Source organism: Rhodococcus sp. NPDC060090, from assembly GCF_042729855.1.
Classification (GTDB): domain Bacteria; phylum Actinomycetota; class Actinomycetes; order Mycobacteriales; family Mycobacteriaceae; genus Rhodococcus.
In genome coordinates this window covers 190,741-206,548 of sequence record NZ_JBHWXB010000004.1, presented here as the reverse complement: position 1 = coordinate 206,548, position 15,808 = coordinate 190,741, and the positions used below count along the sequence as shown (strand labels likewise).

The following is a 15,808-nucleotide window of genomic DNA, read 5'->3' as shown; positions in this document are numbered from 1 at the left end:
GCGGCAGACTCAGTCCACCAGCGCGACCGACGCGACACGGTGCAGCACGAAACTGCGCACCGAGCCGGTCGCGGGGTCGAATGCGTCGAGCTGTCCGCCCGCGATGCTGACCGGGTCCACGATGCGACGGGTTGCGGTGCCCTGTGCGTCGACGTATCCGAGGGTCACACTGCGCTTGGCATGGACCGCCAGTTGCAGCAGCGCCATCGTTGCCGCACCACCCGTACGGCTGCCGTCTCCGCGCACCGGTGTACTCGCCGGGGCGGACGCGGCGCGGTCGCCGGCGCGCAGCGTGCGTACCAGCGTTTCGAGCTGTTCGTCGTTGGGCGGAAGCGGTCCGGCGTAGCGGGGACGCGACCGCGGCACCACCAGCCGTGCGCCGCGCGGGCGCAGATCCAGCACCGCGCCGGATGCGTCCTCGCCTGCCGGAGCGAAGCCTGCTTGCCTCAGTGAGGTGAGTACCTCGGCGAGGGGCGCCTGCGAGATGGCGACCGTCGGTGCGACCGCACGCAACGCCAGCGTCGCGGCGACCGGTGTCGCGAGCACCTCTGCGAGCAGTGCCGGATCGTCGGCGCGTACGAACGACGACGCGATGCCTGCGCGCAACCGGCCGTGGCGCCGTGCCACGTCGTCGATCAGGTAGGTCAGCGACTGAGGGACGGGTGTGCGCGAGTGGGCCGAGAACAGGGCGTGCAGCTCACCTGCACCGAGGCCCGCGTCGAGCGCACGGCGCACGGTGCCCTCACTGATCCGGTAGACCGTGGCGGCGCCTGCGGATTCGACGTCGGCGACAAGTGCGACCCGCCCGGCGAGTTCCGGGACGAGAGGTCCGGGTGCGACGACGGTGAGGTCGGCCTGGACGAGGACGTGGTCGACGGGTTCGGGAAGCGTGTTCGCCATCTCGGTTTCGGCGTCGCCACCGTGCAGCAGGGCCTTGCCGGGTGAGCCGAGATTGTCGTGGGCGACCAACGCGAGCGCGGTGGCTTCACGGATTGTCTGGGTCACCGTCTCGTGGCCGAAGTGGCCTGCGGACCGAGGTCGCCGCCAGGCCACGACGGCCTGCACTTCGGCCGGGGACGGCGCAATGTGGTCGGCGAGTACTTCGAGGAGGATCCTGCGGTCGTAGGCCGCGGTCGGGGAGTTCACCTCGTCGGACAACGCCGCGATCGGCTTGTCGTTCTGGTCGCGACGTCCGATCAGCCAGGGACGCCGCGGCGCGTCCAGCCACGCACCGGCGAGAACCGCCCAGCGGTGCGCGGTGTTCGCGGTGAGCCATCCGTCGGCCGAGGTGGTGGGAGCCCAATAGTCGTCGATGTCGCCGGGCGGAGCGGGATCGGGGTTTCCGCGTGCGATGATTCCTGCCGCTGCGAGTACCTCGACGAGCAGTGCGGTGTGGTCGTCGGTGAGATCGAGCGACTTCGCGAGCCGGTGGAGCTCGCGGACTCCCAGACCACCGGAGCGCAGTGCGGGGGCGGGCTGGCGGCCCAGCGCGGTGATCAGGTCTTCGCAGTGGCGCAGTAGTTCCAATGCGGCGCCTGCGGCGGTGCTGTTCGTATCGGGAGCGGTTTTGGTGGTCGCCTTGAAGCCCGGGGGAGTCAGGGATGCCGGATCGAACGGTGCTTCGCCGCGCAATGCTTGCCCGACCCGGTGGGGAAGTTCGACCGTCTCGTCGTCGATGCGGGTGAGCAACCCGGCTGCCAGGAGCTTCTGTACGGGTCGGGTCTCGTCGGATCCGGGCGCGGCGTCGCGGGTGCGCCCGATGGGCGACGTCCGCGCCAGGGTGTCGAGAATGCTGCGTTGCGAGGGCTCGAGTTCGGCGAGGACCACTTCGAGCTCTTCGCGGGTGAACGCGTCCGTTTCGGGTGTGCGTCCGACCCTCCACGGCACGGCCTCGACGGCGGCTGCGACGAGACGCAGGCCGTCGGAGGTGTCCCACACCAGCAGGACGGAGCGCAGACGGTCGAGAATCCGATCGACGGACTTGGCAGTGATCCGCCCTCGCAGATCGTCGACGAGAGTTTTCCTCGGCACCCCGTCGTCGACGGCCCCGAGCCGCGCGAGTGCCTCGATGACCCCGAACTCCGCGGTGGTGAAGTCGTTCGCTGCGCGGAACACCGAAGCGCGTTGGCGCGCGCGATTCGCGAGCACGCTCATCGTCGCGGGTGGGGGCACCACCAGGTCGGGTCTCGAGCGCAGAAGAGCGACGAGTTCCGTGTCGCGGCGATCGGACAGCCACTGGGCGAGCGAGTCCGATGCGGCGTCGGGGGCGGGCGTGGCGGGTGTCATCAGATCCAGATTAGAGACCTGAGATGGCCTAAGACGAACTCACCTGCCAAAATGAGCGTCATGGCTGACAAATCGAAGAACCTCTACGTCGATCGCGGATGGCCGGAGTTGGCAGATGGCGACCATGCGGTCACCGAACTGTCGTCGACGCGTTCGGGTCCGCTCTCCCCGTACGGCGAGGACGCCGTGTTCCCCGTCCCGGCGGAGGAGCTTCCCTACACGCACCCGCGCACCGTCATCAACCGCTGAGTTCCTCGGCACCGAGTCTTCCTCGGTCGTCAGGCTCCCCGACAACGAAGAACCCCGCACCGAATCCGGTGCGGGGTTCTTTGCTGGTACTGCTGAGTGTTGCCTACTGGGGCAGAACGGCGCGGACTGCGTCGAGGACGGCCGGGTCGAGCGCGATACCGGCGGCCTGCAGTGCGTCGACGCCCTGTTCGAAGCCGTCGATGATGCCCTGGGCCTCGGCGGGCAGTGCCGGAACCTCGGAAAGCTGCGGGATCTGGCGGTTCTCGGTGACCGGCGCGGGGGTGGACTGAGCGGGAGCGCTGGGGGCCTCACGCTGTGTCGGGGAGCTGGACAGGCCGAGGCTCGAGGAGCAGGACGGCCATGCGCCCCAGCCCTGGCCGGCGAGGACGCGCTCGGCGACGGCGATCTGCTGGTCGCGGCTGGCCTGGTTGGCGGTGGCTGCGTATTCCTGACCGCCGTAGGCGTTCCAGGTGCTCGGCGAGAACTGCAGGCCACCGTGGTAGCCGTTGCCGGTGGCGATGGCCCAGTTTCCGCCGGACTCGCACTGTGCGAGGCGGTCCCAGTCGGAGTCGGGCGCTGCGGCGGCGGTGCCGCTGAAGGCGACACCCGTCACGCCGAGGACGGCGCCGGTCAGCGCGAACTTCGCGACAGTCCGGCCGGTGTTGGAAGGCTTGCGATGGCGTCCGCTCATGTCGGTTCCGTTTCCTCTCCGCACGCGCCTACGAGGTCAGCTGTCGGGTTCGGACTGAAGAGGTAGTCCGGCCGTTGCGCTCATCGAGCGTTCCGGCTTCACCCCGAGGCCTGTCGCGTGAGCGGCCGGCCGGGCCTCCGGGGAAGCGTCCCGGCGGGGGCCGGGGTACTTCCGAGGGAGACCGGTTGGGTCCCCCGTTTCCTGTCCCTCGTGGATCGTTTGTCGGGATAACCGGGTTTCCGCGGGACAGGAATTTGGCGCGGCGGGCCCGGGTTGGTTGGACCAGGCGGTCCGACCGATGACGACGGTAACGGTCCGGTGGGCGAGTGTCACCAATTGGTAACGCACGACCGGATGAGGTCTCGAGGCTGTACTGGGGCTATTCCGGAGCGAACTCGCTGGTAGTCGCGCGAGTAGCCTCCGAAACCCGTTTCGAACCCGTGCTGTTATCAGCTCGTTATGTGATAAAGGTCACATGTATGTCGGGCGTGCATCGACGGGAACGATGTCTTTCCCGAGTGGCATCAGAGAGATCGGGATCATTTTCAGGTTCGCGATCGCGAGCGGAATGCCGATGATCGTGATGGCCATGGCGATCGCTGTCGCGATGTGTCCGAGGGCCAGCCAGATGCCGGCGATCACGATCCAGATCACATTCCCGATCATCGAGCCGGCTCCCGCAGTCGGCTTGTCGACAGCTGTCTTCCCGAACGGCCACAGCGCATAGACGCCGATACGGAACGAGGCGATACCGAACGGAATCGTGATGATGAGGATGCAGCAGATGATGCCCGCGAGGAAGTATCCGAGCGCCAGCCACAAACCGCCGAAGACCAGCCAGATGATGTTGAGAACAACCCTCATGAACCGTTACCGCCCTTCGAGCGCCGACCCGACTGCAGGGCGAACGCGATGGCCAACGCGAAGCCGAGCGGCCACGCGAGAGTGAGGAGAAACAGGACGAGACCCGGCTTGCCGTCGGTGAGGATCGGAGTCAGGAAGATTGCCACCACTGCCACGATGCCCACCGCGAAGCACACGATGGCGGCATTGAACAGACCCTTGCCGGACGCACGAACGGAATCGGAAGAAGAGTTACCCACGACGACTACGGTAGTCGCCGGCCGTCGGGGGCGGTATGTGCGCCGAGGTACACTCAACGCGTATGCGCGTCCCGCTCGGTGAGGGTTGGGGCGCGTTGTTTTGCATGTCCACATCGTGCCCTCGGGCGCGGCCGTCGAGGAGCAGGTGAGCGCGGTGCCGACCGGCAAGGTGAAATGGTACGACGTCGAGAAGGGCTTCGGCTTCCTGTCTCAGGACGAAGGCGAGGACGTCTACGTCCGCGCATCGGCACTCCCCGAGGGCGTCGAGAGCCTCAAAGCGGGCCAGCGCGTCGAATTCGGGATGGCCGTCGGTCGTCGTGGGCCCCAGGCGCTCAAGGTCGAGTTGCTCGAGCAGCCGACGCTGCGGCAGCAGGGCGGACGACGTGAAGCGCCGGCACGTGAACGACGCTCACCCGACGAACTGCACGGCATGGTCGAGGACATGATCAAGCTGCTCGAAGCCGCGATCCAGCCCGACTTGCGGCGTGGTCGCTATCCGGACCGCAAGGCCGGGCAGCGGATCTCCGAGGTCATGCGCGCCGTCGCCCGCGAGCTCGACCACTGAGACGGACGACCGCGACAGAAACGCCGAATGCCGTATCCGATTCGTTCGGATACGGCATTCGGCATCTTTCGGCCCTCGAAGCAGCGGCCTCAGAACGTCTGGACTGCCCACACGGCGTGAGCGATCGGCTCGCCGGCCTCGTCCACCACAGCGGAGGGCAGCTGAACCTCCACACCGAGCAACTGCAGCGACGGATCGCTCGGCACGGTGATCGCGCGCTGCTGCCCCGGATCGACCATGATGCCGTCGAGGAACGTCTGGCCCGTCTCGAGATCGCCGTACACCGCGATCAGCCGCCACGGCGCATCGGAGATCGCCGACGGCAGCGACAACTGCAGGGGATACCCGGCGCGGACGGAGAGCTGGGTGATCGGATTCTCGACGCAGTCCTCGAGGTTGACGTTGCAGTGCTGCGTCGGAGGCACCGTGACCGAGGTGCCGTCGCCGAAGGCGGTGATCTCGGGCAGCCGCGGCTCGGCCGAGTCGACGAGCTTCCAGATCACCGCGCCGATACCCACAGCGACCACCACCAGGACTACCGCGATCAGCGCGATCGCCTTCTTCGTCCGGGCTTGCAGATTCATCGGCTCCCATTTCGTGTCGGCTGCCCGTCCGGGCGCGCACCGCGCTCGTCGGCAGTTTCGGTGGAGGCATGCTCGGGCCTCCTGCCGCCCAGGCCGGGCAGCAACGTCTTTCCACGGTAAGTGAGCAGGGTCTGGGTGAACCCGAGTACCAGCACCACCGTCACGACCGAGAAACCGATCCACAGCTCGGTCGGAAGCAGAACTCCCATGGCGCCGCCCAGCACCCAACTCAGCTGAAGGACGGTTTCCGACCGGCCGAATCCCGATGCGATGGATTCCTCGGGGAGATCCTGCTGCAGCGATGCGTCGAGCGACACCTTCGCCAGGGCACTCGCGCAGGCAGCGATCAACGCGGCCAAGGCGGCGGCGACCACATTGTCCGTCGCCGCGACGATCGCGGCGACCACAACCACGGCGGCCGCACATCGCACGACGATCAGTGCGGGACGACCCAACGCCATCCGTGCGCCGGTCGCGTTGCCCGCGAAGTTTCCGATCGCCGCGGCAGCACCGACGAAACCGAGCATCGCGGCCTGCATGAGCGGGGACTGTTCGGTGGCGCTCTTCGCCACGAACGCGATGAACAAGGTGAGGAAGCCGGTGAGCACACGGATCGTGCCGTTGCCCCACAGTCCGGTGACCACAGTGCGACCGAGTGGCTGCCGGCTCTTGCCGTTGGCAGAGATCACCTCGGTCCTGGTGTCGAGCACGTCGGTGCGCGCCTCGGGCCCGTGGTACGACAGCGTCGCGGGAACCTCACCTTCGGTGACCTCGACCCATGCCGGTATCCGCATGCTCAGGTACGCACCGAACACGGTGATCCCGGCACACAGCCACAGCGCACCGGCAGAGTTGAACGTCCACGCCGCGGCGCCGGCTATCGCGCCGAAGCCGAGTGTGCCTCCGACCAGGCCGAACACGGTGAGTCTGGAGTTGACCCGTACCAGGTCTATCTCGGGTGGCAGCACCCTCGGCGTGACCGCGGACTTGAGGACCGCGAACGATTTACTGAGCACCATCATCGCCAGCGCAGCGGGATACAACGCCCAGCTGTCGAAGTTGAAGATCAAGACGACGGCGAGGACGGTCCGCAACCCGAACGACGTCGCCAGCGCGAGCCGCCGCCCGTGCTGGAGCCGGTCCAGGAGCGGGCCGATCAACGGAGCGATGACGGCGAACGGCGCGATCGTGATGAGCAGATACAACGCGACCTTCGTCTTGTCCTCACCGGTCGCGGCCGAGAAGAACAGAGTGTTCGCCAATGCCACCGCCATCGCCGCGTCGGCGGCGAAGTTCGCCATGGTCGCGTAGGTCAGCGCCGTCAGACCGGACTTGTCGGCGCCGTCGGCGGTCGCGGCGCGGCGGAACGTCGCGATGCCCTTGTGGGTGAGCTCGCGGCTGCGGAACGCCGCGACCCGCGTCACGGTGAGTTTGCGGGGCATCCGCGGCGCGTGGGGCCCCCTGTTGCCACTGGACCGGCTGTTGCCACCCGACCGGTCGTCCTTCGCGTCGGAGGAATCCTTCGACGGCCCGGCGCCGCTGTTCGCAGCCGTGCGTTTGTCGGCGCCTTCAGGGCGTGGGTGCTGCGGCTCGTCTATCGGATGCAACGGTGGCAACGGTGTCCGGCGCGCAGAGACGCGGCGCGGCGGCGGATAGTTGCTGTACCCCGGATGCCGAGAGCCCGGGGCACGATCGTCCGCCCTATCGGCAGGTCGCTCTTCCGGTTCGGTCACGCTTCGATTCTTCACCACCGCGCACCCGTTGTGCAGTCGGGTCGCTCGCAGCGCGGGTCACGGTACGAAGCGAACTTCGAACAGCGTCGGCCACAACTTGCCGGTCACGAGGAAACGGTCCGTACCTGGGATGTGGGCGATCCCGTTCATGACGTCGATATTGTTCCGATCGGTCTCGGCGAGTCTGTCGAGGAGTGCCGACGCGTCGATCGTCGCGCCCACCCGGCCGGACTCGGGGTCGATCCGCACGATCTCCTCGGTCTTCCACACATTTGCGTACACGGCACCGTCGTCGGTGCATTCGAGCTCGTTCAGATTCGACACCGCACGACCGTCGCGATGCACCGTGACCCGCCCCAGTTCGGCGAAGGTGTCGCGGTCGCGGAACGTCAGCTCCGCGGAGCCGTCGCTCATCACCAGACGCTCGGGCTGGTCGCACAGGCCCCAGCCCTCACCGTCGAAGTCGACACGCCGCAGCTCTGCGAGACTGTCGCGGTCGCGGACGAACGCCACCCCGTCCTTCCATGTGAGCTGCCACACCACCCCATCGGCGACGGTGATGCCTTCGCCGAACATGTCGTCGGGAAGTGGCACCCGGGTGCGCTCGGTGAGTGTGTCGAGCGGGCGGGCCGACACCCACGACGACCCCTCTCGCCCGGTGCCCTCGAACAGGTCACCGCCGTCGAGTTCGAGACCCTGGGTGAACGCCCCCGGATCATGTGGATGCTCCGCGACGATCTCGACGCGGAGTTCGTCGGCCGGTGGCCCGGGTTCGGTGACGACGGTGTCGCTGCAGCCCGCGGTCAGGAGGGCGAGGGCGAGGGCGAAGGGGGCCGGTCGACGCTTCATGAGTCCATCTTCCCGATGCCGACTTCTGTTTCTTCACGGTCGTCTCAGGTGTCTTCTCATGGCCGGGCGCCACGCCGGGGCATCTGTCCGGCACAATGGTGCTCGTGAGCGTTGCATCTTCTGCCGTTGCCCCCGGAACGGAACCTTCGGTGGATCCGGCTGTCCGATCGGTGCTCGCTGAGGCCGTGGAGGTCGCCCGGGCTGCCCTGAACGAGCTCGGAGAGGGCGTCGTCGGCGCCTATCTGGGCGTCACCGCCGACGACGAATGCGCGGCTACCCACCGCTTCGCAGCCGACCTGGCCGGATATCACGGTTGGCAGTGGGCGGTCGTGGTGGCGGCCGCGCCCGAATCCGATCACGTCACCGTGAGTGAACTGGTATTGCTGCCGGGCCCCGAATCGCTGGTCGCACCGGCATGGGTGCCGTGGAACGAGCGGATCCGCCCCGGCGACCTGGGGCCGGGCGATCTGCTGGCCTCCGCGCCCGACGACGAGCGGCTCGTGCCGGGATACACCGCCTCGGGCGATCCCGACGTCGACGAGACAGCCGGTGAGATCGGGCTCGGTCGCAAGCAGGTGATGAGTCTCGAAGGCCGGCTCGGCGCAGCGCAGCGATGGCTCGACAGTGAGTACGGCCCCCATTCGGAGATGGCCAAGGCTGCGCCGTCGACGTGCATGCTGTGCGCGTTCTACCTGCCGCTCGCGGGGTCGTTGCGGGCTGCGTTCGGTGTGTGCGGAAACGAGTTCGCCGCCGACGGCCATGTTGTGCACGCCGAATTCGGTTGCGGTGCGCACTCCGATACCACCTTGCCCACCGGCGCGGGTTCGCCGCAGTTCGACGCGTACGACGACGGGGCGATCGAGATCGTCGAGCTCCCTGCCGTCGCCGCAGAACACACCGAGAACACAACCGGCACCGAGAATGCGCAGTCGGAACAGACCGACTGACGTGCAGGTCCCCGACACCGCGGATCCCTTCGGCACCGCGGCGCTACGCGACGGTCTCGTTGCCGCGTGGCGGTCGTCGCCGACACGTCTGCGGGAGGACATCGCCACCGAAGCGGATCTCGTCCGCGCCGGATACCGCGACCGAGTTCTGACCGAGCTGGCACAGAACGCAGCCGACGCTGCGAGTCGTGCCGGTATCGCGGGCACACTGCGGGTGTGGCAGATCGGGACGTGCCTGCACATCGCCAACACCGGAGCGCCCCTCGACGAGACCGGCGTCCAGGCACTGACCGCGTTGCGTGCGTCGAGCAAGACCGGTGGTGTCGGGCGGTTCGGAGTCGGATTCACCGCGGTCCTCGCGATTTCCGACGAGGTCGAGGTGCGGTCGCGCACCGGGGCCATCAGGTTCTCCGCCGCGCAGACCCGTGACGTCCTGGCCGAACACGGATTGATCGTTCCCGACGGCAGCGTGCCGACCCTGCGTCTGGTGTGGCCGAGCGCGACCGAGCCGGTTGCGGGCAGCGATACCGAAGTGGTGCTCGACGTCCGTTCCGGAATCGATGCCGAGACGCTGCTCGACGATTTCCGCCGTGAGGCGATCGATCTGCTCCTCGAACTGCCCGCGCTGCAGACGATCGTCATCGACGACGACGAGTTCGTCCGTACCGAACGCATTCTCGAGTCGGGGCTGCGAGAACTACGTATCGGCGAACACTGCTGGTGGGAGCACCGCGGCGCGGCAGCCCGATGGCTCGTGCCTGTCGTCGACGGCGTGGTCCGGCCGGTCCACGACGACGTGCTCCGCGCACCCACCCGGTCGGACGAGGAACTGTCGTTGCCCGCGCTCGTGGTCGCCGACGTCCCGATGCAGCCGGACCGCAGACGGATGCTGCCGGGTGCGCCGGTCGACCATCTCGCGCAGGGGTACGCCGACTTCGTCGCGGCCCTGCCCGGTGATCAGCGACTCCACCTGGTGCCGACACCGGGTTTCGCGCGCAGCGAGGTCGACGGACGCATCCGCGAGGCGCTGTTCGAAGAGTTGCGGCGCACCAGGTGGCTCCCTGCCGCAGGTGAGGGAGACGACCTCGCACCCGACCGTGCGGCGGCACTGACCGGACTCGACGACGACCTGGCCGAAGCCCTCGACGAGGTTGTCCCCGGGCTGATCTCCCCGGCGCTGTGCTCGCCGCGACACGCGGCGGCGCTCGCTGCTGTCGATGTGCATCGCATCGGTCTCGCACGTGTCGCCGATCTGCTTGCCGGGCACTCCCGGGAGCCGGGCTGGTGGAACCGGCTGTACGAGGCACTGACACCGTTCGTCGTCGACGCGGTCACCGCGGAGGAGCTCGCGGCGCTACCCGTGCCGCTGTCCGACGGGCGAACCGTCACCGGCCCGCGGACCACGGTGATGCACGATCTCGGCTCCCTCGCGTTGCCGTGGGTGCGGCTCGTGCATCCCGACGCGGCGCACCCGCTACTGACCAGGCTCGGCGCGGGCACCGTGACCGCCGAAGACCTGCTCGGCGATCCGGCGCTTGCTGCGGCCATCGACGACGTGCACCACGATCCCGACGAAGAGACGGCCGAGAACCTCGCCGCCGTCGTGCTGACGCTCGTCGCGAGGGTCCCCGTCGGTGCCGTGCCCCGCGAACTCGGGGCGTTGCTGTTGACCGACGCAGACGGTGAGCTCGCCCCCGCCGACGAGCTGCTCCTCCCGGATGCGCCGCTCGCGGAGGTCCTCGTCGAGGATTCGCCGTTCGGCACGATCGATGCGGTTCTCGTCGAGAAGTACGGCGCCGAACCGCTGCGCGCAATCGGTGTCGGCTGGGGATTCACCGTGCTGCGCGCCGAGCTGCCGACCGGACCCGACCACGACCTGCCCGACGAGGACACCTGGTGGCAGACCGTCGATACCGACCCCGAGACGCTTGTCGCGGTGCGCGATCTCGATCTCGTCGACGAGACCCGCTGGGGCCGGGCCCTCGCGTTGCTGGCCGCGGAGCCCGGCACCGCCGCGACACTCACCGACCGCGACGGCTATACCGCGTGGTGGCTGCGCAACTACGCCGTGCTCGGCGACCAGCCGCTCGGACACCTCCGGTACGTCGACGACGCTGATTTCGAGGGTCTGCTCGACCCGTGTACACATCCCGATGCGGGAGCATTCCGCGCATGCCTGGCCGGAACCCGGATCGAGGATCCCGACCTCGCCGAGATCCTGCTCGATCGGCTCGCAGACCCCGGGCGTCGGCCCGGCCCGGCGGCCGTGGTCGCGGTGCACACCGCCCTCGCGCAGTGCTACGCCGCAGGCACCATCGACCTCGACGGCGTGATCCTGCCCGCCGGGGTCCGCAGCCTCGCGGGCACCGTCGTCGATGCCGCAGACGCCCTCGTGGCCGACCTACCGTGGTTCGCTGCGGTGATCCCGGCCGATCGGCTCGTCGCCGTCGGCCACGCGCACGCGGCCGCGCTCGCCGAGCTCCTAGACATCGCTGCAGCGTCGACTGTGGTGTCCGGCGAACCGGCCGGGCACGGCCGGTCCACGACGTGGGGTCGTGAACCGGAGGCTGTACTCGCTGCGGTCACCGCGGGGCTGCCGCTGCCCACGCGGCCACTGGTGATGCACGAGTCGCTCACGGTGCGCTGCACCGGTGCGATCATCGGCGACCGAGAGGTGCCGTGGTGGGTCGATGCATCCGGCGCCGTCCACTGCACGCGTAGCGGCCTTCCGGGCGCGATCGCCGGGCTGTCCCGCAGCTCGTGACACTCGACGGGGCTGTGGCACTCGACGGGGCTGTGACACTCGACGAGGCAATGCTCGACTGGGTCCTCGACATCCGGAGCCCGGAGCTCACCACGGTGTTCACCGTGATCACCCATACCGGTGGTGGGGTCGCGAACTTCGTGGTCGCCCTGATTGCCGTGATGCTCCTGCTGCGCGCATCCAGGCCGGCCGACGCGTTGCTCGTCGGAGGAGCGGTGGCCACGGGCTGGCCCGTGATGACAGCGATGAAGAATCTGATCGACCGGGCTCGGCCGGCGGAGCCGGACCGGTTGATGGACCTCGCCACGTGGTCGTTTCCGTCGGGGCACGCGATGATGAGCGCGGTGATCGCGACGACACTCGCTGTCGTCGCGATCCGGACCTGGCCTCGCGGCGATCGTCGTAGAACGGCCGCGATCGTCGGCCTCGGCGCCTACACGGTGCTGGTGGGCTCGAGCCGCGTGTACCTCGCGGCGCACTGGTCGACCGATGTCGTCGCCGGGTGGATTCTCGGTGTCGCCTGGGCGTTGTCGTGGGTGTGGTTGCTCACGTGGATCCAGGGCAGGCGTGGACGCCGCTAGCGCGGGATACGTGGCCCGTTGCGGTGTTCAGTCCAGGCCTGTCTGTGCACCCCTCCGACCGCGACGCGACGCCGACCGCTGAATCAGGAACAGAGAAGTTCCCAAGAGCCCCACGATGATTCCGGCGATACACACGGGCAGGGCATCCGACCATCGGTCGTCGGCGAACAGGACCACGAGCGAGGCGATCGCCCAGAACGCGGTTCCGATCGCCAGTGCGGGCCGGGGGTCGGCCAGGATCCGGATACGCGCGGCGATGTTTTCTGAGTTTCTCACGATTGCAGATTAGAACCTCACCGCTGCAATAATCTTCATCCGTTGCGACGCACGGTACTCGACGAGCGGAAAAGTGGACATGGCCGTAGGCACCGATTCCAAGAAATCATCATTTCTGGACACGTATTTCAAGATCACCGAGCGAGGTTCGACGGTCTCGCGGGAGGTGCGTGGCGGCCTCGTCACGTTCTTCGCGATGTCGTACATCGTGGTGCTCAACCCCCTGATTCTCGGCAGCTTCTCCGCTGAGGACGCGACCGCGAAGATCGACGTCCTGGGCAACATCCTGCCTGTCAACCAGGTCGCCGCGGTCACCGCGCTCGTGGCGGGTCTGATGAGCATCATCTTCGGTGTGGTCGCGAACTACCCGTTCGCGATCGCCGCCGGCCTGGGCATCAACAGCCTGCTCGCGGTGACGATCGCTCCCCAGGTGACGTGGCCCGAAGCGATGGGTCTGGTCGTCATCGATGGCATCATCATCGTCGCGCTCGCCCTCACCGGTTTCCGTACCGCCGTGTTCAACGCGATTCCGAAGGAACTCAAGGCAGGGATCGCGGCCGGTATCGGTGCGTTCATCGCGTTCATCGGCATGGTCGACGCCGGATTCGTGCGGCGCATCCCCGACGCGGCCGGTACCACCGTCCCCGTCGGGCTGGGCATCGACGGTTCCATCGCCTCGTGGCCGACCTTCGTCTTCGTGTTCGGCGTGCTCCTCATGGGCGTGCTGGTGGTGAAGAAGGTCCCCGGCGGCCTGCTCATCGGCATCATCACCACGACGATCGTCGCGATGATCGTCGAGGCCATCGCCAAGGTGGGGCCGTCGCAGGGCACCAACCCGAAGGGCTGGAACCTCGGCCTTCCTGCTGCACCCGACTCCTTCTTCGGCATCCCGAACCTGTCGTTGGTGGGTGACGTCAACCTGTTCGGCGCATTCACTCGTATCGGCGTGATCGCCGCGTCGCTGCTCGTCTTCACCCTCGTGCTGGCCAACTTCTTCGACGCCATGGGCACCATGACGGGCCTCGGAAAGGAAGCTCGACTCACCGACAAGGACGGCAACCTGCCGGGTATCGGCAAGGCGCTCGTGGTCGAAGGCGCAGGCGCCATCGTCGGTGGTGGTGCGTCCGCATCGTCCAACACGGTGTTCGTCGAGTCCGCGTCGGGTATCGCGGAAGGCGCCCGTACCGGCCTCGCCAACGTCGTCACGGGTCTGCTGTTCCTGCTTGCGATGTTCCTGACCCCGCTCTACGAGGTCGTGCCGATCGAGGCGGCAGCGCCCGCGCTCGTCGTCGTCGGTGCGCTCATGATCGGACAGGTCCGCGACATCGACTTCACGAAGTTCGAAATCGCTCTCCCCGCGTTCATGACGATCATGGTCATGCCGTTCACCTACTCGATCGCCAACGGCATCGGCGTCGGCTTCATCACCTGGGTCGTCCTCCACGCGGTGAGCGGTAAGGCACGCACCGTCCATCCGCTGCTGTGGGTGGTAGCGGCGCTGTTCGCGCTGTATTTCTCCGTCGATCCACTCACGGAACTGCTCACCTGACACAGCGGCGGGTCGAAGGTCCGGTCTGTCCCGTATTGTCCTCGCCATGATCTCGGACACACGGGCACTCGCAGGCGACCTCGCGCTTGCTGTGGTGCGTTTGACGCGTCATCTACGGGGGCAGCGCAGCCATTCCCGAGTCACTCTGACCCAACTGTCGGCGATGCAGACATTGCGGACGGAGGGGGCGATGACCCCCGGGGTGCTCGCCTCCCGCGAACGGGTTCAGCCGCCGTCGATGACCCGTGTGATCGCGTCGCTGAACGAACTCGGTCTGGTGGAGCGCACTCCGCACCCCACCGACGGCAGGCAGATCATCGTCAAGCTGTCGCCTGTGGGAGACAGCCTGCTCATGGAGGAGCACCAAGCGCGCGAGGAGTGGTTGACCGAGCGGCTCGCCCGACTCGACGACGCGAGTGTCGCGACCCTGCGCGACGCCGTGGTCATCCTGACGGAGTTGGTGTCCGAGGACGGCTAGCCGACTCCGATGCGGCGATCACGTCTCCGGCTGGGAGAATGTGGTGGTGGTTCACGTCATCGACATCGACGATCCCGCCGACCCTCGGTTGGACGACTTCCGCGACCTCAATTCCTCGGACCGCCGTCCTGATCTGCCCGGCGGCAAGGGATTGGTGGTCGCCGAAGGCGGACTGGTCGTCCAGCGCATGCTCGACTCCCGCTTCCCGCTGCATGCCATGCTCGGCGTCGATCGCCGTCTCGGTGAACTGGCCGACGCTGTGTGCGACAACGGGGGATGGGCGGGATTGTCACCGGAGGTGCCGTTCTACCGGACCGACGCGGACACCATGGCCGAGGTGGTCGGCTTCCACCTCAATCGAGGAGTATTCGGGGTCGCGTATCGGCCCCGGCCGCTCGACGTCGTCGAGGTGATCGAGAAGGCCACTACTGTCGCGGTGCTCGAAGGCATCAACGATCACGAGAACATCGGGTCGATGTTCCGCAACGCGGCAGGATTCGGCGTCGATGCAGTGCTGTTCGGTAAGGGCTGCGCCGATCCGCTGTACCGTCGTGCGGTGCGCGTGTCGATGGGGCATGTCCTGCGCGTCCCGTTCGCACACGTCGACGACTGGCCGTACGACCTCGATACGCTTCGTGACCGGGGCTTCCAGCTGATTTCGCTGACCCCGAATCCGGAGGCGGTACCGCTGGCCGAGGCGATGACGGGGGAGAAGGTGGCGTTGCTGCTCGGCGCGGAAGGACCGGGGTTGACCGAGTCCGCGATGCGCGCGACCGATGTGCGTGCTCGCATCCCGATGGCGACGGGAACCGATTCTCTCAATGTGGCGACGGCCGCGGCGATGGCGTTCTACGAGCGGGTTCGGATCCCGCGGTGAGTGCGGCGTCCGTGCCCGCGCCGACCACCCCGTGGTCGACAGGGCTGACGCTGACCGCGTTCGTCTTCGCGATAACGGTGGTCACGTTCATCGCGATCGGAGAGGTACTCGTCGACATCCATCCCGTGGTGGCGGTGTTCGTCAATGTCGTTGCTGTTGCGGGGGCCACACCGACCCTCCTGGTCTGGCGCCGGCGACCGGTGTGGCGGTGGGTGTCGATGGGCATCGCTGCCGCAGTGCCCGTGGCGTGGGGCGTGTTGCTGTTCGGGTGAGCGC

At 67.7% G+C, this 15,808-nt stretch carries 17 protein-coding genes and 1 riboswitch; of the genes, 9 read left to right on the top strand and 8 right to left on the bottom strand.

What is annotated here, in order from left to right; genetic code table 11:
• Positions 1-9: 9 nt before the first annotated feature.
• The gene (locus ACFWCF_RS07530) at positions 10-2,286 is read right to left on the bottom strand and encodes a helicase-associated domain-containing protein (RefSeq protein WP_378559136.1); all 2,277 of its coding nucleotides are present in this window, start codon (positions 2,284-2,286) and stop codon (positions 10-12) included.
• Between the two features lie 60 nt (positions 2,287-2,346).
• On the opposite strand from ACFWCF_RS07530, the gene ACFWCF_RS07525 reads away from it, so the two are divergent.
• Positions 2,347-2,535, top strand: coding sequence for a hypothetical protein (locus tag ACFWCF_RS07525; RefSeq protein ID WP_378489177.1), 189 nt, complete (start codon positions 2,347-2,349; stop codon positions 2,533-2,535).
• Positions 2,536-2,638: 103 nt separating this feature from the next.
• Here ACFWCF_RS07525 and ACFWCF_RS07520 read toward each other — a convergent pair whose 3' ends face one another.
• The 3 genes from ACFWCF_RS07520 to ACFWCF_RS07510 all read right to left on the bottom strand — a co-directional run bounded on the left by ACFWCF_RS07520 (position 2,639) and on the right by ACFWCF_RS07510 (position 4,329).
• Positions 2,639-3,226, bottom strand: coding sequence for a transglycosylase family protein (locus ACFWCF_RS07520; RefSeq protein WP_378559133.1), 588 nt, complete (start codon positions 3,224-3,226; stop codon positions 2,639-2,641).
• 9 nt (positions 3,227-3,235) lie between these two features.
• Positions 3,236-3,480, bottom strand: a riboswitch (cyclic di-AMP (ydaO/yuaA leader).
• Positions 3,481-3,697: 217 nt separating this feature from the next.
• Positions 3,698-4,090: a YccF domain-containing protein gene (locus ACFWCF_RS07515; RefSeq protein ID WP_378559130.1), complete on the bottom strand. Its 393-nt coding sequence runs from the start codon at positions 4,088-4,090 to the stop codon at positions 3,698-3,700.
• Positions 4,087-4,329, bottom strand: a complete 243-nt coding sequence (locus ACFWCF_RS07510) for a hypothetical protein (RefSeq protein WP_378489180.1) — start codon at positions 4,327-4,329, stop codon at positions 4,087-4,089. The genes ACFWCF_RS07515 and ACFWCF_RS07510 overlap by 4 nt, the downstream gene beginning before the upstream one ends.
• A 154-nt stretch (positions 4,330-4,483) precedes the next feature.
• Between ACFWCF_RS07510 and ACFWCF_RS07505 the strand changes: the two genes are divergently transcribed.
• Positions 4,484-4,894 (top strand): cold-shock protein, encoded by a 411-nt coding sequence (locus ACFWCF_RS07505; RefSeq protein ID WP_378559432.1) that lies wholly within the window; start codon positions 4,484-4,486, stop codon positions 4,892-4,894.
• Between the two features lie 89 nt (positions 4,895-4,983).
• Here the strand turns inward: ACFWCF_RS07505 and ACFWCF_RS07500 are convergent, their stop codons facing one another.
• The 3 genes from ACFWCF_RS07500 to ACFWCF_RS07490 are packed head-to-tail and all read right to left on the bottom strand — an operon-like array spanning position 4,984 to position 8,060.
• Positions 4,984-5,478, bottom strand: coding sequence for a DUF2771 domain-containing protein (locus ACFWCF_RS07500; protein WP_378489181.1), 495 nt, complete (start codon positions 5,476-5,478; stop codon positions 4,984-4,986).
• A complete protein-coding gene (locus tag ACFWCF_RS07495; RefSeq protein WP_378559127.1) occupies positions 5,475-7,211 on the bottom strand; it encodes an MFS transporter in 1,737 nt (578 codons plus the stop codon). The genes ACFWCF_RS07500 and ACFWCF_RS07495 overlap by 4 nt, the downstream gene beginning before the upstream one ends.
• 57 nt (positions 7,212-7,268) lie before the next feature.
• A complete protein-coding gene (locus tag ACFWCF_RS07490; protein WP_378559124.1) occupies positions 7,269-8,060 on the bottom strand; it encodes a glutaminyl-peptide cyclotransferase in 792 nt (263 codons plus the stop codon).
• A 95-nt stretch (positions 8,061-8,155) separates the two neighbouring features.
• Between ACFWCF_RS07490 and ACFWCF_RS07485 the strand changes: the two genes are divergently transcribed.
• The 3 genes from ACFWCF_RS07485 to ACFWCF_RS07475 are packed head-to-tail and all read left to right on the top strand — an operon-like array spanning position 8,156 to position 12,352.
• Positions 8,156-9,007, top strand: coding sequence for a DUF3027 domain-containing protein (locus ACFWCF_RS07485; protein ID WP_378559121.1), 852 nt, complete (start codon positions 8,156-8,158; stop codon positions 9,005-9,007).
• 1 nt (position 9,008) lies between these two features.
• Positions 9,009-11,771 (top strand): sacsin N-terminal ATP-binding-like domain-containing protein, encoded by a 2,763-nt coding sequence (locus ACFWCF_RS07480; protein WP_378559118.1) that lies wholly within the window; start codon positions 9,009-9,011, stop codon positions 11,769-11,771.
• Positions 11,772-11,785: 14 nt separating this feature from the next.
• Positions 11,786-12,352 (top strand): phosphatase PAP2 family protein, encoded by a 567-nt coding sequence (locus ACFWCF_RS07475; RefSeq protein ID WP_378559115.1) that lies wholly within the window; start codon positions 11,786-11,788, stop codon positions 12,350-12,352.
• Between the two features lie 27 nt (positions 12,353-12,379).
• On the opposite strand, the gene ACFWCF_RS07470 is transcribed toward ACFWCF_RS07475, so the two are convergent.
• On the bottom strand, positions 12,380-12,628 hold the full coding sequence (locus tag ACFWCF_RS07470; protein WP_378489187.1) for a DUF2530 domain-containing protein: 249 nt from the start codon (positions 12,626-12,628) through the stop codon (positions 12,380-12,382).
• 79 nt (positions 12,629-12,707) lie between these two features.
• Here ACFWCF_RS07470 and ACFWCF_RS07465 point away from each other — a divergent pair, with 79 nt between their 5' ends.
• From ACFWCF_RS07465 to ACFWCF_RS07450, 4 genes are read left to right on the top strand one after another with little or no spacing between them, the layout of a single operon-like run.
• The gene (locus tag ACFWCF_RS07465) at positions 12,708-14,177 is read left to right on the top strand and encodes an NCS2 family permease (RefSeq protein ID WP_378489188.1); all 1,470 of its coding nucleotides are present in this window, start codon (positions 12,708-12,710) and stop codon (positions 14,175-14,177) included.
• 46 nt (positions 14,178-14,223) lie between these two features.
• Complete coding sequence (locus ACFWCF_RS07460) at positions 14,224-14,655, top strand: MarR family winged helix-turn-helix transcriptional regulator (protein WP_378559112.1); 432 nt, start codon at positions 14,224-14,226, stop codon at positions 14,653-14,655.
• A gap of 46 nt (positions 14,656-14,701) precedes the next feature.
• The gene (locus tag ACFWCF_RS07455; RefSeq protein WP_378559429.1) at positions 14,702-15,532 is read left to right on the top strand and encodes a TrmH family RNA methyltransferase; all 831 of its coding nucleotides are present in this window, start codon (positions 14,702-14,704) and stop codon (positions 15,530-15,532) included.
• Complete coding sequence (locus tag ACFWCF_RS07450) at positions 15,529-15,804, top strand: DUF2537 domain-containing protein (RefSeq protein ID WP_378559109.1); 276 nt, start codon at positions 15,529-15,531, stop codon at positions 15,802-15,804. Before ACFWCF_RS07455 ends, ACFWCF_RS07450 begins: the two co-directional genes overlap by 4 nt.
• The last annotated feature ends 4 nt before the right edge of the window (positions 15,805-15,808 follow it).

Coding starts and splice junctions, on each gene's coding strand:
- ACFWCF_RS07490 (WP_378559124.1), bottom strand. CDS start 8,060: ATGAAGCGTCGACCGGCCCCCTTCGCCCTCGCCCTCGCCCTCCTGACC.
- ACFWCF_RS07525 (WP_378489177.1), top strand. CDS start 2,347: ATGGCTGACAAATCGAAGAACCTCTACGTCGATCGCGGATGGCCGGAG.
- ACFWCF_RS07465 (WP_378489188.1), top strand. CDS start 12,708: ATGGCCGTAGGCACCGATTCCAAGAAATCATCATTTCTGGACACGTAT.
- ACFWCF_RS07485 (WP_378559121.1), top strand. CDS start 8,156: ATGGTGCTCGTGAGCGTTGCATCTTCTGCCGTTGCCCCCGGAACGGAA.
- ACFWCF_RS07520 (WP_378559133.1), bottom strand. CDS start 3,226: ATGAGCGGACGCCATCGCAAGCCTTCCAACACCGGCCGGACTGTCGCG.
- ACFWCF_RS07515 (WP_378559130.1), bottom strand. CDS start 4,090: ATGAGGGTTGTTCTCAACATCATCTGGCTGGTCTTCGGCGGTTTGTGG.
- ACFWCF_RS07530 (WP_378559136.1), bottom strand. CDS start 2,286: ATGACACCCGCCACGCCCGCCCCCGACGCCGCATCGGACTCGCTCGCC.
- ACFWCF_RS07500 (WP_378489181.1), bottom strand. CDS start 5,478: ATGAATCTGCAAGCCCGGACGAAGAAGGCGATCGCGCTGATCGCGGTA.
- ACFWCF_RS07460 (WP_378559112.1), top strand. CDS start 14,224: ATGATCTCGGACACACGGGCACTCGCAGGCGACCTCGCGCTTGCTGTG.